Annotated in this window: 11 protein-coding genes and 1 pseudogene; 6 read left to right on the top strand and 6 right to left on the bottom strand. The window is 73.6% G+C overall.

Annotation, left to right across the window (positions count from 1 at the left end):
• The 3 genes and pseudogenes from ABZ873_RS32460 to ABZ873_RS32450 all read right to left on the bottom strand — a co-directional run.
• Positions 1-1570, bottom strand: a pseudogene (locus ABZ873_RS32460) (hypothetical protein); the annotation flags it as partial.
• Complete coding sequence (locus tag ABZ873_RS32455; protein ID WP_360879882.1) at positions 1567-1986, bottom strand: hypothetical protein; 420 nt, start codon at positions 1984-1986, stop codon at positions 1567-1569. The gene ABZ873_RS32455 and the pseudogene ABZ873_RS32460, both read right to left, overlap by 4 nt.
• A 120-nt stretch (positions 1987-2106) precedes the next feature.
• Positions 2107-2937, bottom strand: a complete 831-nt coding sequence (locus ABZ873_RS32450; protein WP_360879879.1) for a hypothetical protein — start codon at positions 2935-2937, stop codon at positions 2107-2109.
• Positions 2938-3355: 418 nt separating this feature from the next.
• Between ABZ873_RS32450 and ABZ873_RS32445 the strand changes: the two genes are divergently transcribed.
• From ABZ873_RS32445 to ABZ873_RS32425, 5 genes are all read left to right on the top strand, one after another.
• A complete protein-coding gene (locus ABZ873_RS32445) occupies positions 3356-4018 on the top strand; it encodes a deoxynucleoside kinase (RefSeq protein ID WP_360879876.1) in 663 nt (220 codons plus the stop codon).
• 59 nt (positions 4019-4077) lie between these two features.
• The gene (locus ABZ873_RS32440; RefSeq protein WP_360879873.1) at positions 4078-4404 is read left to right on the top strand and encodes a hypothetical protein; all 327 of its coding nucleotides are present in this window, start codon (positions 4078-4080) and stop codon (positions 4402-4404) included.
• A gap of 147 nt (positions 4405-4551) precedes the next feature.
• On the top strand, positions 4552-4848 hold the full coding sequence (locus ABZ873_RS32435; RefSeq protein WP_360879870.1) for a hypothetical protein: 297 nt from the start codon (positions 4552-4554) through the stop codon (positions 4846-4848).
• A gap of 375 nt (positions 4849-5223) precedes the next feature.
• Positions 5224-6105: an SDR family oxidoreductase gene (locus tag ABZ873_RS32430; RefSeq protein WP_360879885.1), complete on the top strand. Its 882-nt coding sequence runs from the start codon at positions 5224-5226 to the stop codon at positions 6103-6105.
• 97 nt (positions 6106-6202) lie between these two features.
• Positions 6203-7441, top strand: a complete 1239-nt coding sequence (locus ABZ873_RS32425; RefSeq protein ID WP_360879867.1) for a cytochrome P450 — start codon at positions 6203-6205, stop codon at positions 7439-7441.
• Positions 7442-7617: 176 nt separating this feature from the next.
• On the opposite strand, the gene ABZ873_RS32420 is transcribed toward ABZ873_RS32425, so the two are convergent.
• From ABZ873_RS32420 to ABZ873_RS32410, 3 genes are all read right to left on the bottom strand, one after another.
• Positions 7618-8676, bottom strand: coding sequence for a serine hydrolase domain-containing protein (locus ABZ873_RS32420; RefSeq protein WP_360879864.1), 1059 nt, complete (start codon positions 8674-8676; stop codon positions 7618-7620).
• A gap of 139 nt (positions 8677-8815) precedes the next feature.
• On the bottom strand, positions 8816-9181 hold the full coding sequence (locus tag ABZ873_RS32415) for a hypothetical protein (RefSeq protein WP_360879861.1): 366 nt from the start codon (positions 9179-9181) through the stop codon (positions 8816-8818).
• A gap of 210 nt (positions 9182-9391) precedes the next feature.
• Positions 9392-10519, bottom strand: a complete 1128-nt coding sequence (locus ABZ873_RS32410) for a nucleotide disphospho-sugar-binding domain-containing protein (RefSeq protein WP_360879858.1) — start codon at positions 10517-10519, stop codon at positions 9392-9394.
• Between the two features lie 384 nt (positions 10520-10903).
• Between ABZ873_RS32410 and ABZ873_RS32405 the strand changes: the two genes are divergently transcribed.
• Positions 10904-12394: an MFS transporter gene (locus ABZ873_RS32405; protein WP_360879855.1), complete on the top strand. Its 1491-nt coding sequence runs from the start codon at positions 10904-10906 to the stop codon at positions 12392-12394.
• The last annotated feature ends 117 nt before the right edge of the window (positions 12395-12511 follow it).

The raw sequence follows: 12511 nt of genomic DNA, 5'->3' as shown, positions 1-12511 counted from the left end.
CGACGGCGAGGAGCGTCAGCGCGACCAGCGCCGCCACCGCGCCGCGCAGCAGCGCGGTGGCGCGGCGTGCCAGCCTCGTGGAGGCGGCGAGGAATTCCGCGGCGGTGGGGCCGATGCTCTCCCCGCCGGCTCCGGCCGCCCAGGCGCGGGCGGTCTCCAGCCGGCTGCCGCGGTACAGGTGGGCCCGGTCGCGCCCCTGGCCCGCCCAGGCGGCCGCGTCCTCCTCGATGCGCTGGCGCAGCAGCTGGTCGGCCCGGTCGGTGTCGATCCAGGTCCGCAGCCTCGGCCAGGCCCGCAGCAGGGCCTCGTGGCTGATCGTCACGGTGTTCTGCCGCCGGGTGAGCAGCCGCCCCTTGGTGAAGGCGACCAGCGCGGCCCCGGCGGCGGCGCCGTCCAGCCCCTCGGTGAGCCGCGCGGCGGATACGGTCCGCCGGGTGTCCTCGACCACCCCGTCCCCGATGCGGACGAGCCGGCGGAAGACCGCCTCCGCGGCCCGGCGGCCGGCCGCGTCGAGTTCTCCGTACGCCCGCTCGGCACTGTTGGCGACGGCGTCGTGGATGCGTCCCGTCTCCGTGTACGCCCGCACGGTCATGCGGGAGCCGTGCCGCCGCTGCCAGGTGAGGCGCAGGGCGTGGGCCAGGTGCGGGAGCAGCCCGGCGTCGTAGCTCTCGCCGGTGCCGACCGGGACGCCCAGCTCGGTCAGCAGCAGTTCGACGAGCCCGTCCTCCAGCTCCAGGCCGACGGCCCGGGCGGGGAAGAGGACGGCCTCGCGCAGTTCGGTGCGGTCCATCGGGCCGACGAGGACCTGGCGGTGCTCCAGGGCCTCGCGCAGCGGTCGGTGCTCGGTGGAGCGGGCGTAGAAGTCGGCGCGCAGGCCGTACACGACCAGTGCGGGCCCACCGGCCCGCGCGAGCCGGTCGAGTGCGGTGACGAACGGGCCGCGTTCCCGCTCGTCGGTGACGAGGGTGAACAGTTCCTCGGCCTGGTCGACCACGACGACCAGGCGGCCGGCGCGCCGCTCGGCGAGGGCGGAGAGCAGCCGGGCGGCCACCTCGTCGGGGGCTTCCGCCAGTCGGCGTGCCAGCTCGACGGGGTCCTCGTCCGTGAGGGCGGCCAGGTGGGTGGCCAGCGTGCGCAGGGGGTGGGCGGTGGGGGTGAGCACCAGGACGGGCCAGCGGCGCGAGCCCGGTAAGGCACCCCGGGCGAGGTCGGGCACGAGGCCGGCCCGCAGCAGGGAGGACTTGCCCGCGCCGGAGGGGGCCACGACGGCGAGGGCACCGCCCTCGCGCAGGCAGTCGTCCAGACGGGCCGTCAGGCGGGCGCGCAGGGCGTCCCGGCCGAAGTACCACGGGGCCTGTTCCACGCCGAAGGCGCTCAGGCCGGGGTAGGGGCAATCGTCCCCGGCGTCGCCCGCGGCGCGGGTGCGGTCGACGCGGTCGCTGCCGTCCCAGTAGTGCAGGTGCAGGTCGCGGCCGGCTATGTGCTGGCTCCCGGCCGCGAGGTAGATGGTGCCGGAGTCGGAGGCGTACGCCTCCATCCGGATCTCCGGCGCGCTGTCCTCGTCGGTCACTGGCCGGTGATGTGCATATCGCCCCCGGACATGTAGATCCGCGCTTCGTCCGAGGCCGTACCGTGCATCTCCACGCGGCCGGGGCGGGCGGGCGCGGACTCCAGGGGGGCCAGCTCGGCGAGGAGTTCGCGCAGATCCCGTTCGAGGGCCGGGTCGGCGGCCAGGAGCCGGCGCAGCCGGGCCCGCCACTCGGCCGTCAGGTCCTCCTCGGCGCCGTCGTCGCCGGCCCGGCGGAAGGCCAGCACCTCGGCCCGCGCCTCGACGAGCTCGGCCTCGATCGTGCCCGCCTGCTCGGGGCGGCCGCGCACCCACAGCCGGGCGACGGCCAGCTTGGCCTGCTCCCAGGCGTCGGTCGCCAGCAGCCCGACCACCGTGGTCGCGGCGGTCGAGGTCAGCGCCACCAGTTCTGCTTCCATCTCCGGTCCCCCCTCTGCACTCCGGCGTTCATTGTGCACGGCGGTACGGGAGGGACGGCGGGTTCCGGCCGCTTCCGGCCGCCCCCTGCCGGGGCCTGCGTGGTCAGGGGCGGGTGCGGGTCAGCGGCCGAGGGCGCCGCGCAGGGTGATTCCCCAGCGGTCGCGCAGGCGGCGTATCTCCCAGACCGACAGCAGGGTCACGGAGAGGGGGCCGCCGAGGAGGAAGGTGTAGAGCACGGCCGGCGGGGCGGCGATGTCGGGGCCGTCGAAGACCTGGAAGGCGAACAGCGACCACACCAGCAGCGGCGAGAGCAGGGCCGGGAGCAGCTGGTGCACGTCGGAGGCGCGGAAGCAGGTAGCGACGCAGACGTAGGCCACGAAGATGCTGAACGGGACCGAGGCGATCACCAGGGCCAGCGAGAGCAGCCAGCCGATGGCGAGGACGAGGACCGTGAGGAGCCAGCTGATCACGCCGCGGCCGAAGATCGAGACGAAGAAGTCCGGCACGGTCCGCGGCCCGAAGAGCTCGCCCTTGAGGGATTTCAGGGCGAGCCAGAAGACGAGGGGGCCCGCGCCGAGCGCCAGCATGGAGGCGACCGGTCCCCGCAGGCGCCCCGCGAAGGCACGGCGCCTGTCGGGCGTCGCGGCGATGAGGAAGGCGGCGATGCCGATGAGGCTGCCGGTCAGCAGGATGGCGCAGGCGATGGCCAGTTCGGCGAGCTTGCCGAGGACGAACTCCTCCCGGCCCGCGGTCAGCGGATAGGCGAGGACCAGCCATACGGCGGCGGCCAGGCCGAGGAGCGTCCGTCCGCGCTGCACCCTCGCGATGACCCGGTCGTCGGGACGTTCGTCCAGTCCGGGTCGGGCGTCCCCCATGAGGTCGCCGAAGAGCGCGTTCATCGAGGCGAAGAATCCCGAATCGTCGCCCGCGCCCTGCCTGGCCGTTCTCACGTGCTGTTCCCCCGGATCGTGCGCGTTCCGCGTAGGGGGCGTGCATTCCGCCCGCAAACATCGAGCACCCTAACGGATCAAGAACATCCGACCGAGCCGGGCGCGTGCGCCGGGCCGGGGGAGCGCACCGGGCCGGGCACGTGCACCGGGCAGGCCGATCGGGCGCGGCCGGATCGTCATCTAAGATTCAAGCCGGCCGCGGGGCCGCGGCGCGTCGCAGAAAGCGGCGGCCGCGGAAGGGCCGGGCGGGCCGTTCGACGAGCGGCCCGTGTCAGGGGTACCGGTCCCCACGGGGATCACATGAGGCTGATCATGAAGCTCCCGGAGAGTCGCGTGCGCTGTCGGCACGCGGCTCCGTGGCGTGGGGTGACCCGCCCGCACGCCCGCGCACATGAACACCACCAGGGAGAAGTGAGGTATGCCAGTGATCTGCGTCGGAGGCATGATCGGCATCGGCAAGACGAGCGTGGCCGAGCTGCTGGCGAAGGAGCTGGGAAGCCAGGTCTTCTACGAGAGCGTGGACGACAACCCGATCCTCCCGCTGTTCTACACGGCGAGCCCCGAGGAGATCCAGGCGCGGCGCTACCCCTTCCTGCTCCAGCTCTACTTCCTCCAGACGCGGTTCGCCTCGATCAAGGAGGCGTACAAGCAGGGCGACAACGTCCTGGACCGCTCGATCTACGAGGACTGGTACTTCGCCAAGGTCAACCACGACCTCGGCCGCATCAGCTCCCTGGAGATGCGGGTGTACGAGGGCCTGCTGAACGAGATGATGCGGGAGATCGACGGGCTGCCGTACCGCAAGGCGCCGGATCTCATGGTCTACCTCAAGGCCGACTTCGAGACGGTCCTGCACCGCATCGGACTGCGCGGCCGGGACTTCGAGCAGGACGAGGGCCTGATCGAGTACTACCGGACGCTGTGGACCGGCTACGACGACTGGGTGCACCTGCACTACTCCGCCAGCGAAGTCCTGGTCATCGACATGAACCGCACCGACGTGGTGCACAACCCCGAGGACGCGGCGCGGGTAGTGCAGGAGGTCAGGAACGCCCTGGCGGCGGTCCGTACCGGGGCCTGACCGCCGGGTACGCCCGACGGCGGCGGTCCGGATCGGGCCGTTCCGGGCAGGTATGAGCCGTGACCTCTACATCCGAACCCCCCACCACCCCTGACGGGCACCACGTGGTGATCGGTGGCCGCCGCTGGCGGGCCACCGATCCGGACGTTCCCGAGGAGGCCGGCGCCCGGCTGCGCGTCCATCTGATGGCGGCCCGCCGGGCGGTCGGCGCCGCCCGGCGGGCGGAGGACCCGCGGGCCGAGCGGGCGGCCCGTGACCGGGTGCAGACGGCCAAGGTCGCGCTCGGGGAGCGCGGCACCCCGTGGTGGGAGCAGAGCGCCGAGGAGCGGCGCGCGCGGTGGAGCGAGGGCCTGGCCGCGCTCGACGCGCCCGCGGACCCCGGGTGAGGGGCATCCCGTACCGCGCGCCGCGCCTCCGGGGGCCGCAGTACGCCACCCGGAGTGACACGGGCGCCCTCGGGCGGGAGTGCGCCGGTCGCGGAAGCTCCGGGTGTTAGAGATGGGGCGATTCAGTCCACGAGCAGGAGGTACGCAATGAGTAGCCGTCTTCTCCGCGTCACGGCCACGCTGGGCGCCGCCGCGGTTCTGGTCCTGGGCGGGGCCGCCGCCGCGGGCGCGGACGGTGTCGGCAGCACCGGCATCGGCAACTCCGGGGTCGGCGACCACGGCATCGCGAACTGGGGCATCGGCAACGCGGGCGTCCTCAACTCGGGCATCGGCAACGCCGGTATCGCCAACTCCGGTATCGGCAGCGCGGGCATCGACAACTCCGGGATCGGCGCCGCCGGCATCGGCAACTCGGGGATCGGCACCGCGGGCATCGGGAACTGACCCGGCCGCCACCGCTGAGCGGTGGTGGTGCCGTGTGGCCCGCCGGACCGGGGTCCTGGGGGCGGGGATCTCCGTACCCCCTGGCCCCGGCCAGCCGGTCGGGCCGCACGGATGCGGCGGGGGCGGATGCCGTCCCCGCCCTCCGGCTCTAGCCGTGCTGTCCCAGAACGCCCGGCCCGCGCGGTGCGCCGGGCCCGGCCCGTACGAGCGAGGAGGGGCGGAATGCCCGGCGTCCCCACACCTGGCGTGCCCACACCCGGAGTCCCTACGTCCGGTGTCCCCACATCCGGCATCTCCGCGTCCGGTGTCTCCGCATCCGGTGTCCCCACATCCGGCGTTTCCACGTCCGGCGGGCGCGGTCAGCGCGGAACACCGCTGCGGGGGCGGGTCGCGGTCGTGACCGGCGCCGCGCGCGGCATCGGCGCGGCCCTGGCCCGGCAGCTGTCCGACGCCGGGATGCTCGTGGCGCTGCTGGGCCGCGAGGAGGCGTCTCTGCGGGCGGTCGCGCGGACCCTGCCCCACGGCAGCACCTGCATCGAGGCCGATGTCACCGATGACGCGGCACTGCGGGCCGCGGCGCGGGAGGTCGAGAGCAGGCTGGGACCGGCCTCCGCCGTCGTGGCCAATGCGGGGATCGCCGTCGGCGGCCCCTTCGACCGCACACCGGCCGAGCTCTGGCAGCGGGTCATCGACGTCAACCTCACCGGCTCCGCCAACACCGCCCGCGCCTTCCTCCCCCAACTCGCCCGCACCCGGGGTTACTTCCTCCAGGTCGCCTCCACGGCCGCCCTGGGCTCGGCACCGATGATGAGCGCCTACTGCGCCTCCAAGGCCGGGGTCGAGTCCTTCGCCCTGGCCCTGCGCAGCGAGGTGGAGCCCGAGGGCATCGCGGTGGGCATCGCGTACGTCCACTGGACCGGCACCGACATGATCAGCGGGGTCGACGACCTGCCGGTGCTCCGGGCCCTGCGCCGCCACCAGCCCCGGTTCGCACGGCGCGTACGCAGCCCCGAGCAGGTGGCCGGCTGGCTCGCCACCGGGATCACCCGCCGCTCCCCCTACGTGTACGCGCCGCCGTGGCTGCGCTGGTGCCAGCCGCTGCGCCCGGTCTTCCCGCCGATCGTGGCCCACATCGCGCGGCGTGAACTGCGCGATCCGGGGCGGGACGGGCTGACGAGCGAGGTCAATCTGCTGGGTGCCGGGGGTCTGGCCGACTGGCGGGCCCACCACTCCCCCGAGGAGCCGGAGCCGCGCTGAGCGGCCCTCTACCGGGGCGGGTTCCGGTCGGGGAGGATGGCGCCCGGATCGCCCGGGGCACTGGGGTCGCCGGGGCGGGAACGGGGAGGCGCGCGCGGTGGCGGAGCAGGGGCAGGACGTGCAGGAGCGGCGCGACGCGCTGTACCGGGATCCGTACCCGCTCTACGAGCGCGCCCGCCGGGCGGAGGGGCTGACGTACGTCCCCGAATGCGACGCGTGGCTGGTGGCGCGCGACCGGGATGTACGCGAAGTGCTGTTGCGGACGGAGGAGTTCTCCTCGGCGAACTCCCTGCTGCCGGACATCGCGCTCTCGGAGGCGGCTCTCGGGGTGCTGCCGCGGGGCTTCGGGCCGCGGCCCACCGTGGTGTCCTCGGACGGCGCCGCGCACCGGCGGCACCGGGCCCCGCTGAACCGGGGGCTGTCGGCGGCGCGGGTGGCGGCTCTGGTGCCGTACGCGCGTTTATGCGCCCGGGAGTTGCTCGACGGCTTCGCCGCCGGGGGCGCGGCCGAGCTGGTGTCGGCGTACGCGCAGCGACTGCCGGGGCTGGTGGTGGGCCGGCTCCTCGGGCTGGATCCGGCCGATGTACCGGCGGCGGTGCGGGGTGGATACCGGGCCGAGGAGCTGCTGTTCCGGCCGCTGCCGCCGGAGGGGCAGGCGGCCGCCGCGGAGGACGTGGTGGCGCTCCAGCACCTGCTCGACCGGTACGTACGGGAGCGGCGAGCGCGGCCGCGCGACGACATGTGCTCGGCCATGGTGGCCGCGCTGGCCCCCGGGGAGGGCGAACTCGGGCTGGAACAGCGCCATGAGCTGGTGACGAGCCTGCAGAACCTGCTCATCGCCGGGTTCCTCACCACCGGCGCCCTGATCGGCACCGCCCTGCTGCACCTGCTCGGGGACGAGGACGGGCGGCAGTGGCGGATGCTCTGCGCCGATCCCTCCCTCATCCCGGCGGCGGTGGAGGAGGCCGCGCGGCACGACACGGCGATCCAGGCGTTCCGCCGGGTCACGACGCGGCCGGTGGTCCTCGCCGGGACGGCGCTGCCCGCGGCGGCCGCCGTACTGGTGGCGTACGGCTCGGCCAACCGCGACGGCGAACGGTACGAGCGACCCGGGGAGTTCGACATCACCCGCCCGCCGCACCGGCACCATCTGGCCTTCGGCCACGGCCCCCACGGCTGCCCCGGCTCCCAACTGGCCCGCGAGCAGCTGCGCCTGACGCTGGAGCTGTTCACACAGCGCCTGCCGGGACTCCGCCTGGACCCGGACCGACCGCCGCCGCGCATGCGGCCGACACTGATCCACCGCTCGCCGGAGGCTTTGTACGTGCGGTGGTGAGGGGGCGTCAGGTGGCGCGGGTGCGCATGCGGAGGGACACGGTGCCGACGAGATGACGGCGCCCCCGCCGACCGTGTCGGGCGAACGCGCCGCCGAGCCGTTGGCGGGGTGGGGCGGGGTATGACTCGCTGCCGGACGTGGACGCTCCGACGGTCGGGGCCCTGGCGTGGTCGTGGTCAGGCGGTGGTGGGGGCGTGGGCCGTCTGGAGGGTGTGGAGGAGGGTTGAGGCGGGGCGGTCCAGGGGGCGGGAGGTGTTGGCCAGGGCGATGACGGCGAGGCGGTTTTCCGGGTCGAAGCCTACGAAGGAGGAGAAGCCTCCCGTGCCGCCGTTGTGCCAGATCTGGAGGTGCGCCCCCTGCTTCGGGTGCAGGCGGTGGGCCATCCAGCCGAGGTGGATCCAGGCGAAGGGGGTCCGGCGGTGGCGGACCTCGCGGGTGAGGCGGATCGCCTCGGTGAGGTCGGCGGGGACGGCGGCGTCGTCCCACTGGGCCCGTACGTACGCCACCAGGTCCGTGGCCGTGGAGCGCAGGGCGCCGGCTCCGGCCAGGTCGGCGAGGTGCCAGGGGGTGGTGGGGCGGCCGCTGCGGGTGTGGCCCTGGGCGGAGCGTTCCGCGCGGGGCTCGTCCAGCGTCACGAGGGTGTCGGTCATGCCCAGCGGGGCGCAGATCTCCCGGGTGATGAGCGCTTCGTACGCCGTGTCCGCGCGGCGGGAGAGGGCCAGGCCGAGCAGTCCGGCACCGAGGTTGGAGTAGCGGAACCGTTTCCCCGGGGTGGCTCCCAGGCGCGTGCGGGCCAGCCCGGACAGCAGGACCTCGGCCGAGCAGCCGGCGTACGGGTCGGGGGTCGACGGGCGCAGCAGGGCGCGGAGCAGCATGCCCTTGGGCAGCCTCGGCAGGCCGGAGGTGTGGGTGGCCAGGTGCTCCAGGGTGATGGGCCGTCCGCCCCGTGAGGGTACGGCCGTGCCCACGGGCAGCAGGTCGGCCAGCGGCTCGTCCAGCCGCACCGCGCCCGCCCCGGCCAGGCGCGCCAGGGCGAGCGCGGTGAAGGTCTTGGTCACCGAGCCGATCTCGAAGAGGGTGTCGGGGCCGGGGGTCGCGCCGCCGTCGGTGCGGGTGCTTCCGGCGCCGCGGATCTCCACGGCGTCGTGGACGACGACCGCCACCACCGCGCCGACGTGCTGTGCCGCCAGCCGGTCCGCGGTCTGCTGGGCGAGGGTCCCGATGTCGTGTGCCATGACGGACATCATGGTCGCGCTCCCGGTCGCGCCCGTGCGCCCTGATGATGATTTCCGGCCGCCGCCCCTGCGACCTGAGCAGGAGGGCAGGACGGCAGGGGCGGGACGGCGACCGGCGGCCGGCGGCGAGCGCCTCGGGTCAGGAAGTGCGCTTGAGGGTCCAGGTGTTGGGGTCGAGGCTGGGGACGGCCGAATAGCGACAGCCGCTGGAGTAGTAGGTGCTGGTGATGGTCCAGCCTGCGGGCGGCCAGGTGGAGGCACAGGCGTTGACCTGGGTGCCGACGGGATAGCCCTGGAGGTTCATGATCTTCTTGGTGTTGGGCGTGAAGCCGGAGCCGCAGCCGCCGCTGTTCCACCACTGGACGTCCACCCAGCCGCCGGGGGTGAGCGAGCTGTGGCAGCTGGTGAGGGTGTCGCCGGGGGCGGCCGAGGCGGGGCTCGCGGTGATCGCGAGTGCGGTGACGGCCATGGTGGCCAGAGCGGCGGCGTGGCGGATGCGGATCACGGTCGGTCCCTCCTGGGCGCGCTGGGATCGCCGCCGACGGTCGGCGGGACGTGTCAGGCGCCGGACCATTGGTATCCGACCGGTTCGGATGACAGAAAGTCACCTTTTGGGCATAACCCGGCGGCGGTTTAGAGCCGATCGCCGGGGCCGCTTCACGCGTCCACCGCACCACCCCTGGCGCGAGGCCGGGGGTGGTGCGGGTGCTCCGGGTCAGCGCTTGGCGGCGGCCAGGGCTTCCAGGGCGGGGACCGTCTCCGCCGGGCTCGGCAGCGCCGCGTTCTCCGCGCGCAGGCTCACGGCGGCCTCCCGCAGGGCGGGGTCGGTGATGAGCCGGTCGAGGAGCGCGGAGTCCACGTCGTCGGAGGCGGAGCTCAGGGCGGCACCGGTCGCGGTGAGGGCGTCGGCGTTGGTGAAGTGGTCGGCGCCCTGCGGCAGGAGCAGCTGGGGCAGACCGGCCTGGAGGGCGGTGAGCAGGGTGCCGGATCCGCCGTGGTGGACCAGCGCGTCGGAGGCGGTCAGCAGCTCCGCGAGCGGGACCCACGGCAGCGGGCGGACATTGTTCGGGAGGGTGCCCAGCGGGGCCAGGTCGGCGTCACCGACGGCGAGCAGGAACTCGGCGTCCACGGAGGCGGCGGCCTCGGTCAGGCGGGTGATGGCGCGGACGCCGTCCATCTCGGTGAGTACGGTGCCCAGCGTGACGGCGATCCGCGGGCGGGAGCCGCGGCGCAGCAGCTGGGCGGGGACGATCCCGCCGCCGTTGTACGGGACGTAGCGCATGCGCAGGCCCTCCGGGTCGCCGCCGAGGGACGCGGGGACGACGTTCAGTGGGGTGGCCTCGGCCGGGCCCTCGACTCCGTACTTCTCGTACGCCTCGGTGAAGTGGCCGGCGATCCGGGCGACCATGCCGAGGCCGGGCGTGGGCCCGAAGTTCTGGATGACCGAGGGGATCTTCCGCTTGGCCGCGACCAGCGGGGCGGCGGCCTGGAAGGAGTCGTAGACGAGCAGGTCGGCGCCCCAGCTCTCGGCCACGTCCAGCAGGCCCGGCACGGCGGGCAGGGAGGCGTAGGCGAAGCCGCGGGCGGCCCGGCCGAGGATCTGGTCCGTGGTCATGCCGGGCGAGACATAGCGGACCTCGTCCCCGAGGGACGCGTCGAACATCTCCCGCATGGTCCGGCCGTCCCCGATCTCGACGACGGGGAAGCCGGCCTGGCGCAGCGCGGCCAGCGGCTGCGCGCTCGCGAACAGCACCTCGTGGCCGGCGGCGCGCAGGGCCTGGGCGGTGGGGATCATGGGGAAGAGGTGACCGGCCGAGGGCGGGCCGGTGAAGAGTATGCGCACGGGTTCTCCTCGTGATGGTCTGGCGGTCGAGAACGAGTCGTGCGAGCCCGCCCCCGGTTCACTTCTGTGAACTGACGGCGCGGCGGGCCGTGTTCCCGTTTCAGGGATCGATAATCGGACGTTTCCGAACGGTCCGTTCGGGGCGGCCGGGAGCCGCTGCCGCCCGGCGGGACCTCCCGCCCCGTACCTCCCGCCCAAACGCCGCAGGGCACGGTCAGGGGCCCGGGTGGCGGGGCGGCGGCGAGGTGTGTCGCGGCGGGCGTGTCCGAAAACTGCGCGCAAGCTGGGACTTGTCCCGCGCCGGGCCGACCGCGTCATGGCATGTCCGACGGCTCCGGGGGCACCCGGCGGGGCAGGGACGACCAGGAGAGAAAGCAGGCAACGATGACATCGGACGCGCCGCCGGACCCCGTACCGGCCACCACGGGCACCATCACCACGGCCGTTCCGGCCCGTCTCGACCGGCTGCCCTGGTCGCGCTGGCACTGGATGATCGTAATCGGCCTCGGCACCGTCTGGATCCTGGACGGGCTGGAGGTCACCATCGTCGGCAATGTGGCCGGCCGCCTCGCGGAGGAGGGCAGCGGTCTCGACATCACCGCCGCCCAGGTCACCGGTATCGCCGCCGCGCTCTATGTGGCGGGGGCCTGCTCCGGGGCCCTGTTCTTCGGCTGGCTGACGGACCGCTACGGCCGCAAGAAGCTCTTCATGGTGACCCTGGTGGTCTATCTGGGCGCGACGGCCATGACCGCGCTGTCCTTCGAGTCCTGGTGGTTCTTCCTCTTCCGCTTCCTCACCGGCTTCGGCATCGGCGGCGAGTACGCGGCGATCAACTCGGCCATCGACGAGCTGATCCCGTCGCTCTACCGGGGCCGCGTCGACCTCATCATCAACGGCAGCTACTGGCTGGGCGCGATCGGCGGCGCCCTGCTGTCCGTGGTCATGCTCGACACCGACATCTTCCCCGCGAACCTCGGCTGGCGGCTCAGCTTCGCCCTCGGCGTGGTCCTCGGCCTGGTCATCCTGCTGGTGCGAAGGCATGTCCCGGAGAGTCCACGCTGGCAGTTCATCCACGGCAAGGCGGACGACGCGGAGGAACTGGTCTCCTCCGTGGAGCGGGAGATCGAGCAGGAGAAGGGCGAGCGCCTGCCGGAGCCCGCCGGTGAGATCACCATCCAGCAGCGCAAGAGCGTCGGCTTCGGGCTGATCGCGAAGACCGTCTTCGGCCGCTACCCGCGCCGTGCCGTCCTCGGCCTGTCCCTCTTCATCGGCCAGGCGTTCCTGTACAACGCGATCACCTTCGGTTTCGGCACCATCCTCATCACCTTCTTCGACGTGCCGACCGGGCACACCGGCTACTACTTCGCCGTCATCGCGGCGGGCAACTTCCTCGGCCCGCTGCTGCTCGGCAAGCTGTTCGACACGGTCGGGCGCCGGATCATGATCTCCTCCACCTATCTGCTCTCGGGTGTGCTCCTCTTCGTCACGGCCTGGCTCTTCGACCGGGGCTCGCTCACGGCCAACACGATGACCGCCTGCTGGTGCGTGGTGCTGTTCTTCGCCTCGGCGGGCGCCTCCAGCGCCTACCTGACCGTCTCCGAGATCTTCCCCATGGAGACCCGGGCCATGGCCATCGCCTTCTTCTACGCGCTCGGCACCGCGGCCGGCGGTATCAGCGGCCCGCTGATCTTCGCCGACCTCACGGAGTCGGGCGTGGTCTCCGACACGGTGCTCGCCTTCCAGATCGGGGCCGGGCTGATGTGCGCGGCCGGCATCGTCGCGGCGTTCCTGGCGGTCAAGGCCGAACGCCGCTCGCTGGAGGACATCGCGGAGCCCCTGTCGGTGGCGAAGCCGACCGCGGCCCGCCCCGCGTAGCCCCCGTCTCCCCCGCCCGCCGGCCCGCACCGGCCCGCGGGCCCGATCGGAAGATCCCCCCTCTGAAATACAGTCACCAAACCCCATATATCGTTTGGCGGGTTGTGGGTGTGGATG

The organism is Streptomyces sp. NPDC047014, assembly GCF_040644195.1.
Classification (GTDB): Bacteria; Actinomycetota; Actinomycetes; order Streptomycetales; family Streptomycetaceae; genus Streptomyces.
This window is presented reverse-complemented; position numbering and strand designations above follow the sequence as displayed.

Excerpts from the sequence above, each read along its gene's own strand:
- ABZ873_RS32435 (WP_360879870.1), top strand. The coding sequence starts at position 4,552 with ATGAGTAGCCGTCTTCTCCGCGTCACGGCCACGCTGGGCGCCGCCGCG.
- ABZ873_RS32405 (WP_360879855.1), top strand. The coding sequence starts at position 10,904 with ATGACATCGGACGCGCCGCCGGACCCCGTACCGGCCACCACGGGCACC.
- ABZ873_RS32420 (WP_360879864.1), bottom strand. The coding sequence starts at position 8,676 with ATGGCACACGACATCGGGACCCTCGCCCAGCAGACCGCGGACCGGCTG.
- ABZ873_RS32445 (WP_360879876.1), top strand. The coding sequence starts at position 3,356 with ATGCCAGTGATCTGCGTCGGAGGCATGATCGGCATCGGCAAGACGAGC.
- ABZ873_RS32455 (WP_360879882.1), bottom strand. The coding sequence starts at position 1,986 with ATGGAAGCAGAACTGGTGGCGCTGACCTCGACCGCCGCGACCACGGTG.